Annotated in this window: 17 protein-coding genes; 3 read left to right on the top strand and 14 right to left on the bottom strand. The window is 44.3% G+C overall.

Features of this window, described 5'->3' with window-relative positions:
- Window positions 1–418: 418 nt before the first annotated feature.
- The 8 genes from ACESPQ_RS05555 to ACESPQ_RS05520 all read right to left on the bottom strand — a co-directional run bounded on the left by ACESPQ_RS05555 (window position 419) and on the right by ACESPQ_RS05520 (window position 11382).
- Window positions 419–1003, bottom strand: a complete 585-nt coding sequence (locus ACESPQ_RS05555) for a uracil-DNA glycosylase family protein (RefSeq protein ID WP_002608210.1) — start codon at window positions 1001–1003, stop codon at window positions 419–421.
- 8 nt (window positions 1004–1011) lie between these two features.
- Window positions 1012–2436: a deoxyguanosinetriphosphate triphosphohydrolase gene (locus ACESPQ_RS05550; RefSeq protein ID WP_373144057.1), complete on the bottom strand. Its 1425-nt coding sequence runs from the start codon at window positions 2434–2436 to the stop codon at window positions 1012–1014.
- A gap of 578 nt (window positions 2437–3014) precedes the next feature.
- Window positions 3015–5618, bottom strand: coding sequence for a translation factor GTPase family protein (locus ACESPQ_RS05545; RefSeq protein ID WP_002608208.1), 2604 nt, complete (start codon window positions 5616–5618; stop codon window positions 3015–3017).
- 510 nt (window positions 5619–6128) lie between these two features.
- Window positions 6129–7481 (bottom strand): MATE family efflux transporter, encoded by a 1353-nt coding sequence (locus ACESPQ_RS05540; protein WP_373144056.1) that lies wholly within the window; start codon window positions 7479–7481, stop codon window positions 6129–6131.
- 138 nt (window positions 7482–7619) lie between these two features.
- Window positions 7620–8327 (bottom strand): hypothetical protein, encoded by a 708-nt coding sequence (locus ACESPQ_RS05535; RefSeq protein WP_002608206.1) that lies wholly within the window; start codon window positions 8325–8327, stop codon window positions 7620–7622.
- Window positions 8320–9027: a flavodoxin family protein gene (locus tag ACESPQ_RS05530; protein WP_002608205.1), complete on the bottom strand. Its 708-nt coding sequence runs from the start codon at window positions 9025–9027 to the stop codon at window positions 8320–8322. The genes ACESPQ_RS05535 and ACESPQ_RS05530 overlap by 8 nt, the downstream gene beginning before the upstream one ends.
- A gap of 1 nt (window position 9028) precedes the next feature.
- A complete protein-coding gene (locus ACESPQ_RS05525; protein WP_002608204.1) occupies window positions 9029–9658 on the bottom strand; it encodes a TetR/AcrR family transcriptional regulator in 630 nt (209 codons plus the stop codon).
- A gap of 296 nt (window positions 9659–9954) precedes the next feature.
- A complete protein-coding gene (locus tag ACESPQ_RS05520; protein ID WP_002608203.1) occupies window positions 9955–11382 on the bottom strand; it encodes an amidophosphoribosyltransferase in 1428 nt (475 codons plus the stop codon).
- Between the two features lie 637 nt (window positions 11383–12019).
- Here ACESPQ_RS05520 and tnpA point away from each other — a divergent pair.
- Both tnpA and ACESPQ_RS05510 read left to right on the top strand, forming a co-directional pair.
- Window positions 12020–12448, top strand: a complete 429-nt coding sequence (gene tnpA / locus ACESPQ_RS05515; protein WP_008727296.1) for an IS200/IS605 family transposase — start codon at window positions 12020–12022, stop codon at window positions 12446–12448.
- Complete coding sequence (locus ACESPQ_RS05510) at window positions 12420–13523, top strand: RNA-guided endonuclease TnpB family protein (RefSeq protein WP_373144055.1); 1104 nt, start codon at window positions 12420–12422, stop codon at window positions 13521–13523. The genes tnpA and ACESPQ_RS05510 overlap by 29 nt, the downstream gene beginning before the upstream one ends.
- A 349-nt stretch (window positions 13524–13872) precedes the next feature.
- Here ACESPQ_RS05510 and ACESPQ_RS05505 read toward each other — a convergent pair whose 3' ends face one another.
- The 6 genes from ACESPQ_RS05505 to ACESPQ_RS05480 form a co-directional block, all read right to left on the bottom strand.
- Window positions 13873–16200, bottom strand: coding sequence for a prealbumin-like fold domain-containing protein (locus ACESPQ_RS05505; protein ID WP_373144054.1), 2328 nt, complete (start codon window positions 16198–16200; stop codon window positions 13873–13875).
- Window positions 16201–16863: 663 nt separating this feature from the next.
- Complete coding sequence (locus ACESPQ_RS05500; RefSeq protein ID WP_373144053.1) at window positions 16864–18651, bottom strand: ABC transporter ATP-binding protein; 1788 nt, start codon at window positions 18649–18651, stop codon at window positions 16864–16866.
- The gene (locus ACESPQ_RS05495) at window positions 18629–20440 is read right to left on the bottom strand and encodes an ABC transporter ATP-binding protein (protein WP_373144052.1); all 1812 of its coding nucleotides are present in this window, start codon (window positions 20438–20440) and stop codon (window positions 18629–18631) included. Before ACESPQ_RS05495 ends, ACESPQ_RS05500 begins: the two co-directional genes overlap by 23 nt.
- A 196-nt stretch (window positions 20441–20636) precedes the next feature.
- The gene (locus ACESPQ_RS05490; protein ID WP_002608198.1) at window positions 20637–21599 is read right to left on the bottom strand and encodes a sensor histidine kinase; all 963 of its coding nucleotides are present in this window, start codon (window positions 21597–21599) and stop codon (window positions 20637–20639) included.
- Window positions 21587–22276 (bottom strand): LytR/AlgR family response regulator transcription factor, encoded by a 690-nt coding sequence (locus tag ACESPQ_RS05485; RefSeq protein ID WP_002608197.1) that lies wholly within the window; start codon window positions 22274–22276, stop codon window positions 21587–21589. Before ACESPQ_RS05485 ends, ACESPQ_RS05490 begins: the two co-directional genes overlap by 13 nt.
- 218 nt (window positions 22277–22494) lie before the next feature.
- A complete protein-coding gene (locus ACESPQ_RS05480) occupies window positions 22495–23052 on the bottom strand; it encodes a TetR/AcrR family transcriptional regulator (RefSeq protein ID WP_373144050.1) in 558 nt (185 codons plus the stop codon).
- A 572-nt stretch (window positions 23053–23624) separates the two neighbouring features.
- Between ACESPQ_RS05480 and ACESPQ_RS05475 the strand changes: the two genes are divergently transcribed.
- Window positions 23625–24326, top strand: a complete 702-nt coding sequence (locus tag ACESPQ_RS05475) for an ABC transporter ATP-binding protein (RefSeq protein WP_373144048.1) — start codon at window positions 23625–23627, stop codon at window positions 24324–24326.

Raw genomic sequence — 24326 nt, 5'->3', positions numbered from 1 at the left:
AAAATAACACAGAAATCTGCTTACCCCTGCCGGATGTGCAAACAAACAGGCACAGCAGGTTCCTTACTTAATGCACCATAGCAATCATCTATACCGTCTGATAGATACAGCTCTTTTATTTTCTGCAATGGCTGCTTTCAGCGCCTGTATGCCTTCCCACATCACCGGAAGCTGCTGGTCCTTAGGTTTACTTTTTCACGAATAAAAGGGAGCACCCGCATGCTGCTTTGTGCAACAAGCAAACGGCACTCCTTATTCTAAGCCCTACTGCTGTATAACATACCTGTGCAGGACTGCTCATGATAATACAGAAAGCCTTACATCCATGCAGTATGCCCATTGTATGGCATCCTGCTTCCTGCAATTCTTAATTGTCTTTCCGATAGAATATGGTGATATCCAACAGGAAATCCTGCCTTCAAAGCTGCAAAGCCCTATGTATCAGCCTTCGGATATGCAATAGGCGATCCGCTTCGAACTGCGGATGCTCCTTCATCCAGCGTACATTGAGTGGAGATGGATGCGGCAGCACCAGAGTCGGCTTTCCACGCAGCTGCTGATCGTGAAATACGAGCTCCTCAAAGCTTCGTTCAGGAAACAGCTCCCTTGCGGCCATTGCCCCGATGATGATATACAGCTGATTATCCACCGCGTCAAGCTCACGCATAAGCCAGGTTCTGGCACAGATTCTGGGAGGCTTTTTATCTCCCTGTTTCCCCTTTCCCGGATAGCAGTGTCCCATGGAAGCGATATAGAAGTTATGCTCATCATAAAACTGTGCATCATCGATTTGATACCATTCCCTGCGCAGCTTTTTCCCACTGGCGTCATGGAAGGGCAGACCACTGTTATGTACATGAATAGAGGGTGCCTGTGAAATCTGCATGATGTTTGCATCCTGCGCCCCCTGAAAAATCGCACGCGGCTCATGGTCAAATTTTCCTTCACAGAGCCGGCAGGCGCATAGCTCCCTTTTCAGCTGTTCAAAGATTTCCTGCTTCATAGCATCACCTAGATTCCTTTCAGCTCCTGATACAGACGGATTGCATAGCTGTCTGTCATGCCGGCCACAAAATCCGCTCCCAGCAGTAAACGCAGATACAGCCGTTCGCCATCCTCCTTATCCTGTGCAGTATACTGGTAGGTATTCAGGTAGTTTCCGGAAAGCAGATCAATGTATTTTTCCTGTATTTCACTCATGTTCAAGCCGCTGTCATAGGGCAGCAGTGCATCCATGAAGCGATCCAGCAGAAAGGTGATGATTTCATTCCCCATCAGCTCGAGCTTTAATATTGCGGCATCATTATAAACTCTGTCAAAGGCGAATTGCTTCAGACTTCGGATCAGCTGTCCCTCCTTGCTTACCGCAAGCAGCTCCTGATCAAATTCCCCGTTCATAATCGCATCATAATGCTTCAAAAATGCATCAGACACACCGGAAATACTGAACAGCTGTTTCTTTGTCAGCCATGTGAAAACTGCGTGCTGATAAGGATCGAAGCCCTTCTCACTCGTTTTCTTCAGCTGGCGTCCTTCCTCCAGCCCCTGCCGCAGCAGCTCCGCTCCCCGCTCATCCTGCGCTTCCACGATTACATCTAGCAGCTGTTCATAGGAATACAGACCTTTTTTATAGCCATCCTCCAAATCCGCAAAGGTATAAGCCAGATCGTCTGCCGCCTCCAGTATAAAGCACAGCGGATTCCGGCAGCCCGTTGTACCGGTATTCTGTTTGATTTCCAGAAACTGATCCGTTTCACTCTGATAGTAACCGACCTTTTTTCTGAGCAGACTGCGCTTTGATTTTTCCTTTGTATCCTCTGCCAGCTTTTCCAGAGAGTTCACCGGGTACTTGATAATCGTATCCATAACACTGCTGGTCAGATGCATACCGCTTCGTCCTGTGAGACGGTGCAGCTTTGTGATTATACGCAGCGCCTGGGCATTGCCCTCATAATACAGAAGGTCTGCCTGCTGCTGATCATCCAGCCATGCCTGTAAAGGCCGTTGCTTGAATTGTAACAGGGATAGATTTTTCTCAAACCAGTTGCGAATTGCACTTTCTCCAAAATGACCGAAGGGCGGATTGCCAATATCATGCAGAAGACCTGCACAGTTGAGAATTTCAATAACCTTCAAGGAATCCGGCTGATCCCCGGCAGGTGCCAGCTGCTGATCAAGCACCTGTATGCATACCTGCTTGCCAATCAGCTTTGCGATGGAGGATACCTCCAGAGAATGCGTCAGTCTTGTGCGCACAAAATCACTGTTGTCAAGCGGGAATACCTGTGTCTTATCCTGCAGTCTGCGAAAGGATGCACTGCGGATGATCCGATGATAGTCACTTTCAATTTCACTGCGGTATTTCCCTGCATTTGCGGATGTTTTCTGCGGAATCCGTGTTTCGCTTGTTATGCTATTCCATGATAGTCGGTACATGGTCTTACCTCCTTTTAGGCCGGCACACCCAAACACAGGTACTCTGAATAACGCCTGTATCAGGATAAGCTGCCGCCATATGCTCTTGTCCTTTTTTCTATTTTATCACACTCTGCATCCTTTTACCCCTGTCATACAAAGAAAAAACACAGGACTGCTGTGTATACCGTTTTTCAAAAGCTTTCTATTCCGGCACACAGAAATGAAGCCGCTGTAGAATCATAGCGGGTATTTGCTTTTCAGAAACCAAGCGCATACCATGGTTTTGATGTCCTGCACAAAGAGAAATTTAAGCAGTCTGCATGCCGGCACAATAGGGTCTGTTTTGATTCCATGGCATTTTCATTTATATGCTCTGCAGCATGAGGGTCTCTTTTTCGTTTTGTTCAGCCCTGTTTCCTTCTACAGCGGATAGGCTTGTGAGTACATGATGGATATGAAAAAACACCGGTAGAAAGGCGATACATTGCAGTACCATCCCTTACAGCGATGTATTTTCTATATCAAAACCTGCACAGATCTTCTGCAGAAGGAACCTTTGACGCTTCCATCATACCATGTTTTCCGGTGCTTTTGTTTTATGATTTCATTTCCTCATCAGCATCCTCAATCCGGTATTCCCGCAGTTTTTTCAGCGGCTCCGCACCGCCGCGCAGCTGCTTCCGCTCAAATTCCTTTACCGAGGTGTTCTTCATGCGCAATACCTCGGCATACAGCTGGCGGGATGACATACGGGATGCCCCCTGTCCGCTGGCAATCAGCTGTTCCATACCGTCAGAGGTTGCCACAGTTACACGAAATTCACTCGCAAGCTGATGCGTTGCCTGTTCAATATACATATCGGCTGTCTGCGCCTGTTTTGTATACACAACATGAATCGTTCCCTCTTTATGAGAGGAGCCGATACCTGCTTTTACCTTATAGGCATCAAAGACAAGAATCAATTCACAGCCGCGATACCCCTGATAGCTGCACATGATGTCGATCAATCGATGCCGTGCCGCATCCAGATGCTCTTTTGCCATGGCTTTCAGCTCTTCCCAGTCGTGAATCACATTATATCCGTCCACCAGCAGGCATTCCGGGAGCGGCTGATAGCAAATGTTCTGTTTTTCCAAATCTATAATATTCGAGGCGGGTTTCGTTTTCTGCGGTGGTCTTCGCTTGATCGGACCGTATGTACGGATAAAGATTTCCTCCAGCTCCTTTTCATCCACAGGCTTTGCCGTATAGCTCTGATAGCTTTCCCTTTTCAGCTGCATACGGCCCCAGTCACTCTGCATATGCATATGCTGCTTCACTTCATTCCAAGGCACATAATAGCCCGCTCCATGAGAACAGAAGATGGAACCACACGGATGATCCATGTCTGCATCACAGTCATATGCCACTTCCTTCAGCACATCCTCCTCATCTGCGCACGCCTCATAGCCCTTCAGTGTACAGAACAGGCGTCCCTTCCCCTTGGTATAGGCATATACCTCCTGTGGATAGCTCTGCAGCTTCCGTACCGGTGCACTGCCGCTGATGACACTCATCTCCCCACTGTCCTCCTGCAGGGTAAAGGTACCGTGAAAGCGCTCGATGTCAAATACCGCACGGCTGACGCAGGAAGGGGGAATGCGAAGGGTAAATTCATAGTAAGGCTCCAGCAGTATGCTTTCTGCACTGCGCAGTCCATGCCGCAATGCCCGATAGGTTGCCTGCCGGAAATCTCCACCCTCGGTATGCTTTTGATGGGCACGGCCACAAAGCAGGGTGATTTTCATATCGGTAATGGGAGACCCGCTCAAAACGCCGACATGCTCCGTTTCCTGCAAATGACTCAGAATAAGACGCTGCCAGTGACGGTCCAGCACCTCATCCTTACAGTCACTTTCAAAGAGCAGACCGCTTCCTCTCGGCAGGGGCTCCAAAAGAAGATGCACCTCTGCATAATGACGCAGCGGCTCATAATGGCCAATCCCCTCAACTGTGTTCAATATCGTTTCCTTATATACAACACTGCCCTCATCAAAGTCCACTGCGGTATGATAACGCTCCTGTATGGTATGCTTTAATACCTCGGTCTGAATATCCCCCATCAGCCGTACATGCAGCTCTTTCAAATGAGTATCATAGCTTACATGCAGCTGTGGATCCTCCTCCGCCAGCTGGCGCAGCTGCTTCAGCATGACAAAGGGATCACAGCCCGTTGGAAGCTGCACACGATAATTCATAAACGAGGTAAGCTGAACCTCCTGCCGACTCCTTTCAAAGCCAAGACCATCTCCTGCATGAAAATCGGTCAATCCCTTTACTGCACATACACAGCCGCTGCATGCCTCCTCGCAAAGCTGATAACGGGTTCCGGAGTACAGACGAATCTGATCGACCTTTTCATCCTCCGCAAGCTTCGTTTTTACCTTGAGACTGCCGCCGGTGATTTTCATATGCGTCAGACGGTTTCCATTCTCATCCCGACTGATTTTAAATATCCGGGCACCAAATGCTTCCGGATATGCCGGAGCCTTTGTACAGGAGTTTAACATATCAAGAAATTCCTGAATTCCTTCCATTTTCAGTGCAGAGCCGAAGCAGCAGGGAAAGATGGTTCGCTGCGCAACCGCATCCGCCAGCTGCTCATCGGTAATTCCTCCTGTTTCCATATAGCTTTCCAGCAATTCATCACTGCACATGGCCAGCTGCTCCTGACATGCTTCATCCTGCAGGGTAACATCCACACAATGCTCATCCAGATGCCGTTTCAAATCCTCCATGATCTGTGTGCGCTCTGTATGGCTGACATCCATCTTATTCACAAATACGAGAGCAGGAACATGATAGTGCTGCAACAGCTTCCAGATCGTTTCCGTATGGGACTGTATGCCATCCAGTGCATTGATGATCACCACTGCATAGTCCAGCACCTGAAGCACCCGCTCCATTTCTGCGGAAAAATCCACATGTCCCGGTGTATCCAGCAGGGTAATGCGTGTATCCTTCCAGTCAAAGATTGCCTGCTTGGCATAAATCGTGATACCGCGATCCTTTTCCTGTGCATCATAATCCAGAAAGGCATTTCCATGGTCCACCCGTCCCAGCTGACGAATACTCCCGGACACATACAGCAGACTTTCCGACAGCGTTGTTTTGCCGGCATCCACATGTGCCAGCATTCCGATATTTATATTGTTCATCATTTCACTTCTTTCATAGTATCCAGCGTAAAGCATCACGTATTGTTGTTCTTTCTGAGCTGCTCTTTTCATTATAAGAGTTCTGAGGAAAAAAGAAAAGAATTTTGTCAGCTTCCTAATCGATGGGGCGTTATCCGTTTGTAGCTGCTCCCTGTCAATAGCGAACAGGCAATTTCATATTTCACCGTACGTTCTCGGCAGATATCGCATGAAGCAAAAGCCGCTGTATTCTTTGCCCTACAGCTGTATGCTTCCTTAATGTTATAAAAACCGCATATAAAAAGAACAGCGTGCCCGCATGCAGGTTACCTGTTCCTTCATTCAATATGTATGTTCATCTCTGTAAAGTCTTTTCAGCTCAGTATGTCATCGTGCCCGGATTTGAAGCGTTTTTTGAAGCCGTTTGGAATTAAAAGGCAAATATTTTGAACTCCTATCCTGCAACTAGCGAAAAATGTCATAGCTACTATGACGCGCATACAGGCCTTCCGGTTGGAAACAAGTGTGTGTGTCTCAGGCCGCCTCGAACGCATGCATCCAGTTCACCTTACGATAATATAGGAAGAAGGCGATGGAGCTTAAGGACCATGTCAGCGGATATACCCAGTATACAACGGCGATATCATTCAAAAAGTGAATCATAACCGTTAAAAAGGTCACTCGCACCACACACCAGAACAGCAGCATGACAATCATTGGTACCATGGATTTTCCGGCACCGCGCAGTATGGCGGATATGCAGTGTGAATAAGCCAGCAGGAAGAAGAACATTGCCGAGGTTCTGGCTCTATCGGTTCCAAACATTACCACCTGCGGATCATTGTTAAAGGCTGCTGTCAATAGCGGTGCCCCCAGAAAAATGACAATTCCGATCACCTCTGCAATCGCCATGGAGCACAGCATACCGAATTTTGCGCCCTTTTTCGTACGTTCGTATTGACGTGCCCCCAGGTTCTGACCGACAAAGGTTGTCAGTGCCATGGTGAAGCTGGTAATTGGCAAAAACGCAAACCCCTCGATTTTTGAATAGGCTCCGCATCCGGCCATTGCCATTTCCCCAAAGCCGTTGATATTGGATTGCACGACCACGTTGGCGATGGCGATGATGGAATTCTGAAGACCGCTTGGCAGACCATAGCGGATAATCAGTGCGAGCATATCTTTGTGAAAGCGAATTTTGCGCAGGGAAAGCCGATAGCTGTCCTTTGTCCGCAGCAGCCGGTTCATACATAGAAATGCACTGACGAATTGTGAAAGAATTGTCGCAAAGGCCGCAGAGCCAACTCCCATATGAAAGACGACAATCAATACGATGTCCAGCACGATATTGATAATTGATGAAATGATCAGATAATTCAGCGGATGTCTACTGTCACCTACCGCCTGCAGGATGCCCACAAAGATGTTGTACATGACAAGCCCCAGAGAGCCCATAAAATAAATGCGGAAATAGGTTACCGACTGCGGCAGAACATTCGCCGGTGTATCCATCCAGATCAGAATCTGAGGTGCCAGAAGTACGCCGAGCACCGTTAGATTCAAACTGGAAACAAGACCGAAGGCGACTGTTGTATGAATCGCCCGTTGCATATTGTCGATATCTCTGGCTCCAAAATAACGGGCAATCACAACCCCTGCACCGATTGCGATACCGTTGAAAAAGCCGACCATCAGAAAGATGAGATTTCCCGACGAGCTGACGGCAGCCAGTGCATTGCTGCCGAGAAAATTTCCTACAATCAATGAATCCGCTGTATTATACAGCTGTTGAAACAGATTTCCCAAAAACAGGGGAAGGGCGAAGAATATGATTTTCTTCCATATCGTTCCCTCTGTCATTAAATTCTTTGATTCCGCTACCTCCATAAAATTTCTACTCTCCCTTTTTAAATGCTAGTATTTATGATACTCACACGATGCTGCTTCGTCAAGAGCAGATTTTGATAATCCAAAAATACCCGGCTGTTTTATGACCTTTTGATCCTTTACAGCAGCGTTATCCATTCATTTGTTTCTATATTCTTCTTTCAGCGTCTTATGAAACAGTTTTTTCTTGTGTTTTCGGCAGCCGTCAAGGTCACAGTTTTCACAGGTAAGACGTGCATTGCTGCATTTGTAAAAGCGCTCCGGATGCAGTGCATGTCGAATTTCCCAGACTATCAGGGACAGCACACCGAGCAGAACCAGTGTGAGGGTGAATACATTGGGAAAGAAGATCAGAAAGCTGTATTGGAAGAAGGAGTCCCAGTTGTAGATTCTGCATTCCATACAGCAGTCCGGACGAATGAAGATGGAATGAAACGGGCACCAGCCGAATATGGCGAAGAATACAGAAAAATTGGAGAGAGTAAACAGGAGGAATATCCAGATCCGATCGAGAAGACCGTTACAGTACAGATAGCCGGGGATAGCGAGAAAGGTCAGCCAGAACAACATTGCGCCGGCAGCACGCCGGTCATAGCTGCGTTTTTCCGTGAAAAGCACCTGCATGGATTCCTCCCCGGCCTCATAATTTTTCTGAAACTGCCGACCTTTATACAAGGTGGTATTGCAGAAAGACAGCATATCCTTTATCGGAAACACGCTAAAGTAAAGAAACGCGGCAGCATAAACAGGGAAAGGAAGCGAAAAGGGCAGATTTCTATCAAACAGCACACAATAGCAGGCAAATGCAAGGAGTGCGCCGGAAGTAAATACACGTATTCTATTCATCATCCGTCCATGGGCGACTGCTTTCGAGCCATCCACGCTTCTTCCAGTATTGATAGTCCAGCTCTCCTGCCCCCATCCCGTGCTTTTGCATCTGTCGCATTGCATGAAACATCAGCTTTTGTTTCCAGCTGATACGCTTATGGTGCTGCTTTCGTTTGATACGGCCGGCGAGCTTTGCAAGGTCTGTCGTCAGTCTTCGTTTGATGCTTTCCGGTACTGCTTCCCATGTAGTCGCCTTGGAGCGAAAGCCGTAGCAGCTTATGTGGGAGATTCCCCATCCTGTCAGACTCGTCCGTATATCCTTTGCGGCCTTTTTCATCCCGCTGCCTGCACCGGAGGCCAAGATTACCGCCTGCTTATCATACATGGAAGGCAGGGGACGATGTACAACGAAATTTAGAAAGCAGTGATCCAGAAATGCTTTCATGGAACCGCTTGTCCGCAAGCAGTAGGTAGGCGTTGTAAATATAAGTAAATCAGCTTCCTTCATCGCTTTCATAATAGGAGCCATATATGCTGTGTGCGGGCAGAAGTCCTCTCCCAGCTCCATGCAGCGATAACAGCCGCAGCAGAAATGCGGCATATCCTTAGGTAAATAAAATTCATGCAGGGTTTCCACCGGCAGCTGCTCCAGCAGCAGGTGTGCCGCATGCCACGATGACTGCCTGTGATTCTGACCATGTAGTAGCGTAACCTTCATATCAGTCACCCTTTGTAGAATTCAGCTTCAGAAATTGTCGAATATGCTTCTGAAGCAGTTCAATTGCCGTTCGTTCATACTGTGGGTTGGAATCGCATAGCTGAAGCAGCAGAAAGATTGGTGAATAAAACTGCAGTGCCGTAATCTGCGGATCAAGCGGCTTCAGAATACCTGCTTTCATCAAGTGTTGAAAAATCACTGTCTGATATGCAATTGCATCATCGAAATACTGCTTTTGAAACAGCTCTGCAAGTCTTTGATTATGGTAGCGCTCCATATTCAGCATTTTCCGAAAGCTGCTCTCATACGCATCATGAAGAAAATAAGAAAACATATGTATGCCCATATCGACAAGCTGCTCATCGGTAATCCGGGTATACAGCTTTCCGTCTTCCATAGCATTACTGCCATTGATCTGCATCCCGGCAGCATGCTGCGCATAGCGCTTCTCCATTTCCTTTATAATGGCAAGGAATATGTCCTCCTTACTTGCATAATGCTTGTATAAGGACGGAGCCTGTATGCCTACCGCCTTTGCAATCTGTGCGACACTGATTGCATCATATCCATATTGTGCAAACAGATGCAGCGCCTCTGTACGGATACGCTCCTTTGTGGATAACTGTTTCATTGTATTCTCCCTTCGGCTAACAATCATTAGCTTTCTATCATCAGTATAGGCTAATAATCGTTAGCTGTCAAGCACATGCGCTGTATTCTTTTGGTTTTTGAAAGCAACTGGCTCTTTTGTCTTACTGCAGTAAATTACACAGAAAGCAATATTGCTCCTACAAAAAAAGAAGATACCTATGCCTGACTTGCATCAACTGCATAGGTATCTCCGATTCTTTATTATTTCAAAAACAGGTAAGATGTTATCACTATCCGCTCTATTCTCCTTCAGAAAGCAGACGAAGCTTCTTTTCCCTACTCCTCGTCGTCTTCCTTGCCATCCCAGCAATATGTACATAGCTTGCATCTGTCCAGCCCAATGGAAGCAATCATATCATCGAGGCGATGATAGCGAAGAGATGTAAAGTTGGAGCGCTGGCGAATTTCCTCACACATCTTCTGATAGCGTTCGCTGTCAGGATCTGCATATTCTGCCAGTACCTCACTGGATACATCATCCCCCTCCAGCTTTCGGATGACTCTGCGCGTAATCAGATCCATCTCTGATTTTGAGCGTGAAAAATTCAGATATTTACATCCGAAGATAATCGGCGGGCAGGCCGGGCGGACATGGACTTCCTTTGCGCCGCTTTCATATAAGAATTCCGTGGTTTCGCCGAGCTGTGTCCCCCGCACAATGGAATCATCAATTAAAAGCAGACGCTTATCCCGAATGAGCTCCTGTACCGGAATCAGCTTCATTTTCGCAATCATATTCCGCTGCATCTGACCTGTTGGCATAAAGGATCTCGGCCAGGTAGGTGTATATTTGATAAACGGTCTTGCGAACGGCACACTGGAAACATTGGAATAACCCACAGCATGTGCAATTCCGGAATCCGGAACACCTGCGACACTATCTACCTCTACATTGTCAACATTGTCACGTCCTGCAAGCAGCTCACCACAGCGGTTCCGCATACATTCCACATTGATGCCCTCATAGGTAGATGTCGGATAACCGTAATATACCCACAGGAAGGAACAGATTTTCATTTTATCCTTCGGCTTCTGCAATACTTCAATGCGCTCCGGTGTGATGAAGACGATTTCTCCGGCTCCCAGATCACGGTAGTGATGGTAGCCCAGATTCAAAAACGCACTGCTTTCAAAGGTTGCACAGAAACCTGTTTCCTTTTCTCCAAGAACGATCGGTGTTCTTCCAAGCAAATCTCTTGCGGCATAAATGCCATACTGTGTCATCAGCAGAATGCTCATACTGCCCTTGACAAGACTTTGTACATACTGCAGACCTTCAACAATCGTCGCCTTGTGATTGATTAACGAAGCAATCAGCTCTGTCGGATTCACTTCTCCGGTACTCATCTCCAGAAAGTGTGTAACACCGCGTTCAAAGCACAGACTCTGCAGCTCTTCCAGATTGTTGATACGGCCAACCGTTGTGATGGCAAAGGATCCCAGATGGGATTTTACTAGAAGCGGCTGTGCCTCATTGTCTGAAATACATCCGATTCCAAGATTTCCATCAAATTCCTCAATATCTTTTTCAAATTTCGTACGAAACGGAGAATTCTCGATGTTATGAATGGCACGGGCAAAGCCCTTTTCTCCATGTATCGCCATTCCTCCACGTCTCGTGCCCAGATGTGAATGGTAATCTACACCAAAAAACACATCCAGTACACAGTTTTCTTTTGAAGCTACTCCAAAAAAACCGCTCATGTCTTACCTCCAATTAACTCTTTCTTTTCTTTTTGCGCATAGCACAGATTCATTTTAACGCTTTTTGCCCTGTATGAAAATAAAAAGATAGTTTTTTTTACATTTTTTCGTAAACTGTGGTCTCGGTTTACCGGTTCAATAGCAAGAGAGCCTGCATAGCATATAGGAGCTGTCATGGCTGATGACAGCGATTGCCAGCTTCCCCAGGATATAGCCGCTTTATGCGTTGCTTTCCGTTTTGCCACTGACGTATAACAAGCTGTGCAGTATGATTTGAAGATTCCGTACAGAGCAGATGGATCGCATATTCCATAGATGCTTCAAAACTCGCCCTGACCTTGAATATAAAAGAAGAAATAAACCTCCCGAATCATAGGAATTTATTTCTTCTTTAGTGTTTCATTTGCTTGTATCCTGATGTGAGGTAGAGACTCTGTATGAACTACTTTCTTTAAATATTTTTTTAACAAACAACAGGCAGAAGTCCCCCATCTCTACGACGATAAGTAGATGGAGGGATGAATGCAGCCATATTTCCTTTGGCTTTCCCTTTACAAGTATGGTAAATCAGGCTGTTTTGTGGTATAATATGAGTATAAAAACGGTTTCGGTCGATATAGCGAAATGAGGTGTATTTATGCTTTATTTAGACAGTAATGCTCATTCGGTATTTGCTCTCCATTATCATTTGATTATGACAACGAAATATCGGCGTCGTGTGTTCAATGATGTCATCAGTGATCGTGCAAAAGAGATCTTTCTTCATATTGCCAGATCCTATAACATCTCTCTTCAAGAATGGAACCATGATGTCGATCATATTCATATCCTGTTCTCTGCTCACCCTAACTCTTGTCTTACAAAGTTTATCAATGCATATAAGAGTGCCAGTTCACGTTTATTGAAAAAGGAGTTCCCTGAAATTCGTGAAAAACTTTGGAAAGAGGCATTTTGGAGTCAGAGTTTCTGTTTGATCAGTACAGGAGGAGTCACCACCGACATCATCAAAGCTTATATCGAAAGTCAAGGTGAGAAGAATGGTGTCAAGAAAAGGGTATCGGTTTAGAATCTATCCAAACAAGGAGCAAGAGCTCCTCTTTATCAAAACATTTGGTTGTACTCGCTTTTTATATAATCATATGTTAGATGACAAAATCAAATATTATGAAGAAACTAAGAAGATGAAACAAACGACACCTGCATCCTATAAGAAAGAGCATCCGTTTCTTAAGGAAGTAGATTCTTTGGCCTTAGCAAACGCTCAACTTCATTTAGAAGCTGCTTTTAAAAAATTCTTCAAAGAAACAGATATCGGCTTTCCGAAATGGAAATCAAAGCATCAGGCGAAACAAAGTTACACGACGAATATGGTCAATGGAAATATTAGATTATTTAGTATGATACAAAATCAAACGACCTATCTACGTTTACCAAAGGCAGGTAATGTAAGGATCCGTATGCATCGCATACCACAGGGGATCTTAAAAGCAGTGACGATAAGCAAACAGCAGGATCGTTATATTGCGACATGTCTGTTTGAATATGAAAATAAAGTAGAAAGGAAAGAAGTAGTACATGTGTTAGGTCTTGATTATTCGCAAAAACATTTATATGTAGATAGTGAAGGTCAGGTATGTGACTATCCCCATTTTTACTGTGCGAGTGAGAAGCGATTAGCAAGAGAACAACGCAAACTTTCCAAGATGGTCAAAGGAAGTAATAACTATAAGAAGCAAAGAAACAAGGTAGCCAAGCTGCATGCCCATGTAGCTCAGCAAAGAAAAGATTTTCTACATAAAGAAAGCAGGAAGATAGCCAATTCTTGGGATATGGTTGTTGTAGAAGATATCGACATGAAGGCAATGAGTCAGGCATTGAAGCTAGGAAAGAATCTTATGGATAATGGCTTTGGGATCTTGAGAAATTATTTAAGATATAAGTTGGAAGATGAAGGAAAACGATTTATAAAGGTCGATAAATGGTATGCCAGCACACAGCTATGTAATCACTGTGGAGCAAAGAATAAGATAGGGTTAAATGAAAGAACCTATCAATGTCCAATATGTGGTTACGTAGAGAATCGTGATATCAATGCAGCGAAGAATATACGTGATGAAGGCATACGATTACATAGGAGTTAGGAAATAAGGATTACAAAGAACCGCTGGACGAGCGGGGATAGCTTGCTTATGCTTAGAACGTTGGTTCTATCGAACAAGAAGCTCCCACTTCTATGCTAGTCTTAGCATAAGTGGTGAGAGTACGTCACTTACTAACATACTTAACATAAACAGCTTTATTCAAAGGAACATTCTCTCTGTGTAATCAAGATACAGGACTCCTTGGTACGGCACCAGCTCCTCTTGCTGAAATGAACGAATCCCCAACAACGTATTGCTGACACCTTTTTTATTTCCTCCAATGTAAATTCCGCCTTATCCAACAGCATTTTATAGCAAAGGTATACGGCAGAAAACATTCTGCTTTTAATTAATTATTTTTTGCATTTCTACTCTTCTGTGTCACTATAATCAAAATAGTAATTACCGATATAAGCGCAGCCAGACTCCAAAAACTCATATCTGAATAATCTCCTGTTTTTGCATTTTTATTGAATTTTATTTTCTGCTCAGTCTTGGGTGTGTTCTGTTTTACAGTTTCTTCATATATCGGCTTATCTGGTGTATTTGGTATAGTAGGTTCATCCGGTATTACTGGTTGAAATCGTTTCTCGTTTATTATCGTAAAGCCATCCATTTGATTCCATTCTAATTTGCAGTTATTTATAACATTATCCTCTTCTATTGTAAATTTATCATTTGCTGCATCTACAATTACTGTCCATGATGTTTTAGGTTCCTTGTATCCTTCAGGTACTTTTGTTTCCGTCAGCTCATAGACACCACTGTTAATATTTGTAAACAAAACTTTTCCTTCTTTGTTGCTTATAGCCTCGCTACTCCAATTACATCCTCTTTCTGTTATAAAATCAGTATAATCTGAATGTGCATCACTGCAATTGCTATATTTTCCGTCTTTGCTTTTACAATTTTCATCATGCTTATGTGTACATACTAATTTGAATTTAGCCCCTGCCAAAGGAGATACAATATTTTTATCATCATCTCTATAGCTACCCTTTTTATTGAAATCAACATTTGTAACAGATCTTGAATCAGATGTAATTAACTTTTTTGTATAGGTGTAGTATACTTTTATTTTCACTTCACCATCAATACTGCCTATGTTTTCCGCATTTCCTTTATTAACGTTTATCCAATTAGATAACCACGCAGAAGCTTCTTGTGCAGACAGAAAGGATTGTGTGATTTCAACTTCTTTTTCTTTCTGAGTTTCACGATCTATATAGCTCATTTCAACATGGTCTAAAACTGCATCTGGAATATCCTCAATCTTCACTTCTACATCGTTGGAGTACCGATCAATATATACCACATCGACATCCTCTTGGATATTTCCTGCATTTACATTAAGGTTTTTATCACCACCAGTTACACGAACTCCATTGTTATCTTCAAAAATAGAGAATTTCACCTTGTTTTTATTAAGATTAAATCCATTTGGAGCTTCAAATTCAAGTAAGTAATAATCCCCTGATGGGAGATTATCTACAATCATAAATTCACCATTCTCATCTGTGATATACTGCTTATCTGAGAATCTCGAATTCGTATTTGCATTATATAAATAGTATTTTGCTCCCTTCACTCTTTTTATTCCTGATTTGTTTTCTGTTATTAGTTTCGTTACTTTGATATTGGCTTTTGCTATACTTTCCGCAATTACCGGTGTATAGATACGAGTTCTAAAAGTAGTCTCATAACTATATGAGATATAATCCGGATCAAGTCTTATATCGACACCTCCGCCTATTGAATTATATTTAAAGAAATCAATTGCATCCTTAGCTTCATGTCCCAGTGTAGCCCAAAGATCTCCACTATGTTTTATATTGTCAATTTGTAAGTTCTTCTTATTAAGTTCCTCATAATTTATTTCTGCATCACTGTTAACAGTGGTTATACTCTTTTCTATTCTAGTAAGGGGTTGATTTCCATTTTGCTTTTTCCCTGAAAACGTTACATCAAATCCATCTTTCTTTAATTCAGGCAGTCTAATATTTTTAACAACCTTCCAATTCTTTTCCTTTCCTGATTTTATAGCTGTTAAATTATTGGACTGAATAAGCGGTAATGCTCTACCTCCATATGTTAATTGTAAGCCTCCAACACATTTCCCATAATTTTTGATTGGATTCCCCCCTAGTTGAATTTCAAGATTACTCTTATTTTTAAACCATTTCAAAACATCATCAGATGAAGGGTTGATGCGATTTATATATTCTATTGAAAGAGGGGAGAGATCGCTAATCTCATTCTTAATTTCAGGATTAAGTGCATCGTATTTATTTCCTAATTCTATAAACCTAGTATTTCTCAACCACTCGATGCCCTGAATGCTTTTAATACCTCTATTTGAAGCATCAATACTCTTGGAATATTCACCTAGAATCTCTCGTATCGTTTTGGTATCGTCCCCATAAAAACCTTCCTTTTGAAAAGCATCATATATGGCTGAAGCAAAGTTCTCATCAATTACTCCAGCCGCCATAATTTGACGAACTCCTTTTACTTTATCTATATCATCGATAGGACCTTTTTCTTCACTAGATACATCATCAAGTGATTTCTGTTCCATAACAGATACTGCATTTTTCGCATTTACTTTTATTGATAATCCCATTGCAATAAAAATAGCAGTACAGAGTATAATCATTATCATTTTTATCTTCTTCATGCTTTTCTCTCCTATCCATAATTCAATTCTCCATATAGCTTGTACATTTTTATTTAAGCTTCATATGCTTATTTTATTCATTCTATTCTTTCACCAGCTTTCTCTTTCTTTATGTAGCATACCACGCCCATATTTCAAATTGCTACATAATCCACATGTATTATACATAAACCTATACATATATAAACACGTGTATAAAAGGGCATTTTTCCTTATTCTTATGCAAAAAAAACAGCATAATCTGCTGTTTTTAGACAATTTCATAAAGTATAACTTTGTAAATAAGATATTTATAATACGTAGTAATTGTACATATATATCAACATTTATATAATAACATGTTTTTGGTAAAATTTGAATAATTATTTACTGCCACTTAGAATTACTAGCATTGATATGCTAACGAAAGACACCCAATAAAGCTGTAATTATTTAAGAAATTCTAAATAAATTAGTAAATAGTAGCATCACGCTTCTTAAAATTCTGTTAGCAAATGTTAAAGCGCATGCTTTCTATTATATATCCTGTTTTCAAATAACAAATAAAAGGCGGCATCCATTTTTCAGAATTCTCTTTTCAATATCGGAATGGTTTACAGAATTTCATATGCTGCTGCCTTGACCAACAGATGCTCATGTTTAAGAAATCCATAAGAAACACCATTACTCACTGTAATACTGCGCCTGCGTATTCCAGAGCTGTGCATACACGCCATTCTCCTTCAGCAGAGTATCGTGTGTCCCCTCTTCCTCCACCTTCCCCTGCTTCATAACAATGATACGGTCACAGAATTTGCAGGAGCTCATGCGATGAGAGATGTACAGGGTTGTTTTTCCTTTTACCAGCATATCGAAATGCTCATAAATTTCCGCTTCCGACAGCGGATCCAGTGCGGCGGTTGGCTCATCCAGAATCACAAAGGGAGCGTCCTTATACAAAGCTCGGGCAATAGCCAGCTTTTGTGCCTCTCCGCCGGACACATTCACACCATTCGCATAATTCGTAAACAGAAGACTGTGCTCCTGATCGGTAAACGACTTGATGCGCTCCCATATATCCAGACGCTGCAGGACAGACGCAATCCTTTTATCGTTCGGTGTAGATGCTCCGGCAACATTTTCATCCAGCGGATAAGAAAACAGTGCAAAATCCTGAAACACAACAGAGAAGATACTTGTATATTCTGCATAATCGTACTTTTGGATATTGATTCCGTTTAATAATATTTCTCCCTCACTTGGATCATACAGCCGGCAAAGCAGCTTCACAATCGTGGTTTTCCCTGCACCGTTCATCCCCACAATCGCCAGCTTTTCCCTTACATGAAACCGGATATTCACGTCATGCAGGACATCGTTTTTCTGTTGCGGATAACGAAAGGAAACATGACGGAATACAAATTCATATTCTCCATCATCCCGTTTTTCAATGGGAAGCGTTCCGTCATAATGCATATTGGGAAGATGCAGGAAATCATAAAACGCATTCAGATAGGAGAGCTGATGGCGAAGCTGTGCATAGTCTACCTGAAAGTTTGCAATCGCATCCACTGCCTTCAGGATGATTCCCGCCATATACAACACCTGCCCGATGGATATGATGGAACGCATGGCCAGAGTAGCTACATACATGTAGGCACTGAAGGAAAGCACCTGCCCCAGCAGATCACTTTGAAACAGCAGCTTTCCGTTATCCTTGCCGAAGCTGCGGAAAGCCGGATCCTGCATAAGCTCATCATTTTTCGCTTCAAACAAAGCATCCATATGATAAAGACGGATTTCCTTAGCCGTTTCCATCCTGTAGAACAACCCCCACAGGTAATTAACCAGAGCATTGTTATGATCATTTTCCTTACACAGCTTTTCGAGAAGAGCGCCGTGCTTCTTTGCGAATGCATTTTTAAATAACAGAAATACAGCCAAAACCGCCAGCAGCAAAAGGAGATAGATATCCCATGTGTGAATCTGCAGCATCATAGCGCCTAACGCAAACAATGCCAGAAGGATCGTACAGAGTGAGGAACTGCATAATGCGAAATTCTCAATTGCGGAGTCAATCTTTCCGGAACCGTTGCTGGAATTGCGTGTTCTTCTTAGCGTATCCATGGTTTCCTGTGTTTCCATACGCTCATATTCCATGCACATCGCCTTATACAGCAGCTTCTGATCAATTCGCTGTACCGCTGTTCGGCAGATAACCTTAAGACGGTTATAAAACGCCTTTGCCAGCAGGGAACAGAACAGTACCCCTGTGCACATGAGAAGCGCCGTTTGAAATGCAGCCGTATATTCTTTTACAATCAGCTGATTCAGAATTTCTGCGGAGTAATACAGGGTGATAAACGGAGATAGCGCATTCGTAATTCCATAGCCGGCCCAGATCCAGACAATATGCGAATTGCTCAACCGGACAATACCGGTGAATTTTTTAATTTCCTGCCATGCATTCACATCCGTCACCCTCTTTCTCATAATATTGCGACTGTGCCTGAAACATCGCCGCATAAATCCCCTGCTTTGCCAGCAGCTCATCATGGCTTCCCCGCTCTGCGATATGCCCCTGATCCAGCACGAGAATTTCATCACAGAATCTTGTGGAGCTCAGCCGATGAGATATAAACAGACTGGAGGTTCCCTGTGTCAGCTCATGATAGCTTTCATACAGTTCTTTTTCCGCAAGTGCATCCAGTGCAGCTGTCGGTTCATCCAGCAACAGACACCCGAAGTCGCGATACAGCGCTCTGGCCATAAACAGCTTTTGCTTCTGACCTCCGGACAGCTGAATTCCATCCTCTTCGATATCCTTGCCGATATGCGTCAGCTCCTGCTGCGGAAGTGCGGATATAAACTCCCAGAGTCCGCAGCGCTTGAGACAGTCCTTCACCCGCCGTAGATCGGTGTCAGAAATATCCTGCATGCTTACATTTTCCGCAATGGAATAGCTGAGCATCACTGCATCCTGAAAAATACCTGTGATATGCGTATACAGATCATCCAGATCCAGCTCACATATATCCGTGCCGTTGATATAAATATTCCCCGCACTTGGTGTATAAAAGCCTAGAATCAGCTTTACGATTGTACTTTTCCCGGCTCCGTTTGCGCCGACCAGTGCAAGCTTTTTTCCATCCTGCAGGGTAAAGGAAACATCCTCCAGTATGCTTCTATCCTGATTCGGATAGGAGAAGGACACGTGATCAAAGGTAATCGTAATCTCTTTCTGATCCAATTTGACACCGCTGCCGTGATGCATCCTGTTTTTCATATGCAATGCCGTACGCATCCGATTGATGAGTACATTGTTCACCGACATTCTCGCATAGCTTTCCTCCACCTTTTTAAACCAGAGGGAAAAGCCGGAAATAATACCGAGATAGAATACAAACTCATCAATCGCCATTCCTGCAATCAGCCGGTTGATCAAAAATGCATAGCAGGCGATATCCCGCACAAAATCCAGCAGCACTCCCAGCGTATCCACCAGCATATAGGCACTGTAATCCCTGGTGCGAATACGGGCAATCAAACGGTTTACATGCTCAAATTTATCGTTGATCCAATCCTGCAGCTGATACAGGCGAATATCCTTGCCTGCCGCTGTGTCGTATGCAATCTGATTCAGATAGCGCGTTTCGATAAGATAGCCGTCCAGCTCTGAGCGGTGTGAATACTCATAATGTCTGGCAATGGAAAATAATGCATATTGCAAAACCACTAGCAGAAGCAGACCAAGTACAAACCATATACTGAGTCCAGAGCTAGCCAGTGCATACAGCACCAGTCCCAGAAGTGATGTGGCAAAGATGATGAAGTCATGGAACATTCCCTCCTGTCCGCTGTTATTGGATTCGATCGCCTCTACCGCATCCTCCAGTATTTTCTTGTATTCCTCATTTTCCAGCATAGCATAGTCCAGATGTGCTCTTCCCATATATACGTTACGGACAAAATACAACCCCCGGCTTTTGATAAACGCAAATGCATTGTATTCGTTTAAATAGCTGACCAGTCCCTGCAGGATTCCATACAGCAGCAACAGCCCTCCCAGCACAAGTACAAAATCTGATAGCGAGCGTTCCTTCAACAGCAGATTTATAATCACACTGGGAATCAGTACAGAAATAAAGGGGACGATCGCGCCAAGCAGTATGTGAAGCTGCATGCTCCAAAAGGTGTGACGGTCGATTTTCCATAAAATTTTAAGCAGATACAGCATATTTCCCGGTATCGTTTTTTTCATATTCTCACCTCACAACTGCAGTATAAAGCAAAAGCTCGCAATAATAACAAAACGTGCACGAATTGCAGATTTTCGTACACGAATGGTTGTATACCTCCTCGATAATCGGATATAGGGCAGTACAACATAAAGCGGATTTCGCTGTGTTCGTAATTATGCATACAGCAGAGAATACCTCTGTGTTCCCCACAGCATTTCACTTTCGGGTTCTGTCGGATTCCTGCAGCGGCAGCATGATCTCCGTAAGAAATACTCCGGGCTCGTTTTTCCGCTGTATAAAGCCGTCATATTTTTCAACAATCAGGTTCATACGCTTTAACCCGTGTCCGTGATTGCCGCGTTTTTTTGTCACATAGTCCGCATCCAGCTTACGTACAGCTTCACTGGTGGCGTTGGTACAGGAGATATACAGCTGTCCCTTGTACAGACCGATATACAGCCGTAAAAACGGCTGCTCCTTTACCTTGGCACAGGCCTCCACCGCGTTATCCGCCAGATTCCCCAGCAGAGCACACATATCCGTATCCTGAAACGGTATGCTTTCGGGAACGCTAGCCTTCACGTTGATATCGATTCCCTGCGCCAGTGCCAGAGAAAGCTTGGAGTTGAGGATTGCATCCATATTGGCATTCCCGGTTTCCACCAGCTGCCGGATATCATCCAGCTCCTGTTCCAGCTCATTCAGATAGCTCAGCGATTCCTCCAGCTCCGCCTTCCGCAGCTTCGCCTTGAGATTCTGCAGGTGATTATGATAGTCATGCCGCCATGCACGCATAGTGGTATACATATGCTCCACCTCCTGCACCTGCCGGTCAAATACCTTATTCTGATATTCCTGCAGCTGTTGTTCATAGCTGCGGATCATCAGCTTATCATAGAGTACGAGCACAAGCTCCAGCAGTGTCCAGACAAAGGGGGCATACGAAAGCGGCCAGGTCAGCAGGATAAAAACGGGTACGATGATATGCAGGATATACTCCCCGCCTGTATCCAGGATAAAAATAAGCAGAAGAAATGCGGCATACAGCCGGCGATCCCCTGTATACAGGAGTGCAGAAAAGACAATCAGGGAAGCGGCAGCCTCCCACAGCAGTCTGTTTCTCTGCTTCCGAAGCAGCCACAGGTGAACCAGCAGCGGCAGCAGTATCAGAATCTGCATAACAAATCCCGCTTGCAGCGCTTCATAATTTCCTCCTGCACCCGCTGTTTCATTCCTCTGCTTACCGGGATGCATTCCTGATTATCCAGCATACAGCCATCTTTGCGCAGTGCATGGATGTGATTCAGATTCACACAGTAGCTGCGATGACAGCTCAGAAAGTCGCCGGAAAGTCCGGCACATTCCTTTTGAAAGCTGCCCTTCATGCGGAAGATCCCCTTGCGGTGATGACAGCGCACATAATGTGCATCACTTTCCAAATAATAAATATCCTCCTCATACAGCTTGCGCAGTTCTCCATCTATGGACCATAACAGATACGCTTTCGGTGCTTCCAGCTGATCCAACAGCTGACAGAGCTTTTCCTCCTGTACCGGCTTCAGCCAGTAGCGGACGGCATTTACCTCATAGCCTTCAAATACGAAGGAGGGGTCATTTGTCAAAAACACAAGATAGGCGTGTGCGTCCTTTTCCCGTACTTTGCGAGCTATCTTTAAACCGTTCATACCCTCCATTTGTATATCCAGAAACACCAGATCATAGGGCTGCTCCTCCCATGCGAATAGAAACTGCTCTCCTCCGGGAAACAGCGCAATGCTGTGGCTGCCCAGCTTCTGCAGGAGTGCATGCAGCTCCAAGGCTAAATCCTGCTCATCCTCTACAATAGCTATCCTCATATCGTCACCCTCTCATCTCATTTCAAAATTCATGCGCACACCTCATAAGACAGTTCCATGATTTTCCTGCAGCCCTGTATGCATATATGCAATTCACAGCTGGCTCGATCATCCTATATACATGTGGATAATCCGCAGACAATTTCACGGTTCTGTATGCGCAGCATCCGTATGCATATGCTTCCTGCATACATTCCTGATTGCCTGCAATCCTGTGTTCAGGCTTTCCAGCTGAATGGCAGTATAGTTGATAACACAAAGCTGATAAACTGATCAATGGGAAGCGGCTCCTCCTCTTTGACCCAGCTTGAAATTGCGGCAAGCAGACCGCAGAGGTAAAATTCCTCCAGAATGCTTTCCTCCTGCTCGGTACAGGGATGCTGAATTACATACGGACGCAGTATTGGCCATATCATTTCCCGCAGCTTCCTGCTGAACTGATTGCTGGAAGGGTCCCGCAGCAATACACTTACATAGGCGGAATATTTCCTGGCCAGCTCCATAATCATGCTCATATGATTTTTTAACCCGGACAGCTCGCTTTCTCTTGCTGTTTCAAGAATCTGCTCAGATGCCTGCAGCAGCTCGGCCTCTATGGATGCAAAGATATCATAGACATCCTTATAGTATAAATAGAAGGTTCCCCGGTTATAGCCTGCCAGATCTGTGATTTCCTTTATGGTGATTTTATCGATCGGCTTACTGGAATAAAGCGTCCAGAAGGCTGAGCGCAGCTTGTCCTTTGTCTGTTCTGTAATCTGCGGCTGTTTTTTCATAGCGGCGTTCCCCTTCTTTCTTTCGATTTCATAAAGCGTTATGCATTGCAGCCTTCACATGTTTAAGCGGATGCTTTGACGGATACAGCATGTCATCCAAACATGTACCGGCTGAATTTTGATTGCCTCTAGGTTTTTGTGCACAGTATGGAATACGGTCATGATTATCTGCTTATGGAAGCTCTCTGTTATCCATCAATATGCACGTATTTTCCATATGCAAAGCCGCCCTACGCCATGCTGTCTTAATCCGAAAGATTGCATAGTGCTCAATAGAGGCGTACTTTCATGAATTGTTTGTATATGTGGCTGATAGGTTTTTCATGCAGGAATGAGGAACGTGTATCACGGGAATAAGGTTTGCGAATGAAGACCATAATTATACAGGTATCGCATATTCTCATTTCTAATCATGCAAGGCTGCCTGCACAGCTTTTCTGTTACACTTCACCTTGCTTTATGATACCATGCCGGCCGCTGTATTTCAATCACTCAACAGCATGTCGCATATTGTTTATTGATACGCTTTACGTTCCACTTTATAATTGTTCATAGAAATCATGGAGGACTTTATGAGTGCATATATCACATTGGATAACATCACAAAGCATTATCATAGTGCAGATGTCATAACCAGGGCCCTGGACGGTGCCAGCTTTTCCGTAGAGCAGGGTGAGCTTGCGGTCATCCTGGGACCATCGGGTGCCGGCAAGACGACGGCATTGAATATTCTGGGCGGTATGGATACCGCTACCAGTGGAAAACTGCTTGTGGATGGCAGAGATATCACCGCCTGCAATCACAGACAGCTGGTGGAATACCGGCGCTATGATATCGGCTTTGTGTTTCAGTTTTATAATCTCATACCGAATCTGACCGCCCTTGAGAATATCGAGCTGGCAAATCAGATGAAGAAGGACAGCATGGATGCAGGAGAAATTCTGAAGCTCGTCGGATTGTCACATCGAAGCAGTAATTTCCCCGGGCAGCTTTCCGGAGGAGAACAGCAGCGGGTCGCCATTGCCAGAGCCATTGCCAAAAAACCGAAGCTGCTGCTTTGCGATGAGCCGACCGGCGCGCTGGATGATCAAAGCGGGCGTATGGTTTTGGGGCTGTTACAGAAGCTGAGCCGCCAGGCAGGGATGACCGTTCTCATCATCACACACAATGCGGCTATTGCACAGATGGCGGATCGCATCATACGCTTTAAAAACGGGGCAGTCAGTGAAATGGTACGCAATACACCGCTGCCGGTTTCCGAAATTGCGTGGTGA

The sequence above is a fragment of the Clostridium sp. HGF2 genome (assembly GCF_964240115.1).
In the GTDB taxonomy this organism is placed as follows: Bacteria; Bacillota_I; Bacilli_A; order Erysipelotrichales; family Erysipelotrichaceae; genus Clostridium_AQ; species Clostridium_AQ innocuum.
Note: the sequence above shows the minus strand (reverse complement) of the source record. Positions and strands in the feature narration are given on the sequence as shown.

What these genes read in the sequence shown, in the direction of transcription:
- ACESPQ_RS05555 (WP_002608210.1), bottom strand. Translation starts at nt 1,003, where the DNA reads ATGAAGCAGGAAATCTTTGAACAGCTGAAAAGGGAGCTATGCGCCTGC.
- ACESPQ_RS05550 (WP_373144057.1), bottom strand. Translation starts at nt 2,436, where the DNA reads ATGTACCGACTATCATGGAATAGCATAACAAGCGAAACACGGATTCCG.
- ACESPQ_RS05545 (WP_002608208.1), bottom strand. Translation starts at nt 5,618, where the DNA reads ATGATGAACAATATAAATATCGGAATGCTGGCACATGTGGATGCCGGC.
- ACESPQ_RS05540 (WP_373144056.1), bottom strand. Translation starts at nt 7,481, where the DNA reads ATGGAGGTAGCGGAATCAAAGAATTTAATGACAGAGGGAACGATATGG.
- ACESPQ_RS05535 (WP_002608206.1), bottom strand. Translation starts at nt 8,327, where the DNA reads ATGAATAGAATACGTGTATTTACTTCCGGCGCACTCCTTGCATTTGCC.
- ACESPQ_RS05530 (WP_002608205.1), bottom strand. Translation starts at nt 9,027, where the DNA reads ATGAAGGTTACGCTACTACATGGTCAGAATCACAGGCAGTCATCGTGG.
- ACESPQ_RS05525 (WP_002608204.1), bottom strand. Translation starts at nt 9,658, where the DNA reads ATGAAACAGTTATCCACAAAGGAGCGTATCCGTACAGAGGCGCTGCAT.
- ACESPQ_RS05520 (WP_002608203.1), bottom strand. Translation starts at nt 11,382, where the DNA reads ATGAGCGGTTTTTTTGGAGTAGCTTCAAAAGAAAACTGTGTACTGGAT.
- tnpA (WP_008727296.1), top strand. Translation starts at nt 12,020, where the DNA reads ATGCTTTATTTAGACAGTAATGCTCATTCGGTATTTGCTCTCCATTAT.
- ACESPQ_RS05510 (WP_373144055.1), top strand. Translation starts at nt 12,420, where the DNA reads ATGGTGTCAAGAAAAGGGTATCGGTTTAGAATCTATCCAAACAAGGAG.
- ACESPQ_RS05505 (WP_373144054.1), bottom strand. Translation starts at nt 16,200, where the DNA reads ATGAAGAAGATAAAAATGATAATGATTATACTCTGTACTGCTATTTTT.
- ACESPQ_RS05495 (WP_373144052.1), bottom strand. Translation starts at nt 20,440, where the DNA reads ATGAAAAAAACGATACCGGGAAATATGCTGTATCTGCTTAAAATTTTA.
- ACESPQ_RS05490 (WP_002608198.1), bottom strand. Translation starts at nt 21,599, where the DNA reads ATGCAGATTCTGATACTGCTGCCGCTGCTGGTTCACCTGTGGCTGCTT.
- ACESPQ_RS05485 (WP_002608197.1), bottom strand. Translation starts at nt 22,276, where the DNA reads ATGAGGATAGCTATTGTAGAGGATGAGCAGGATTTAGCCTTGGAGCTG.
- ACESPQ_RS05480 (WP_373144050.1), bottom strand. Translation starts at nt 23,052, where the DNA reads ATGAAAAAACAGCCGCAGATTACAGAACAGACAAAGGACAAGCTGCGC.
- ACESPQ_RS05475 (WP_373144048.1), top strand. Translation starts at nt 23,625, where the DNA reads ATGAGTGCATATATCACATTGGATAACATCACAAAGCATTATCATAGT.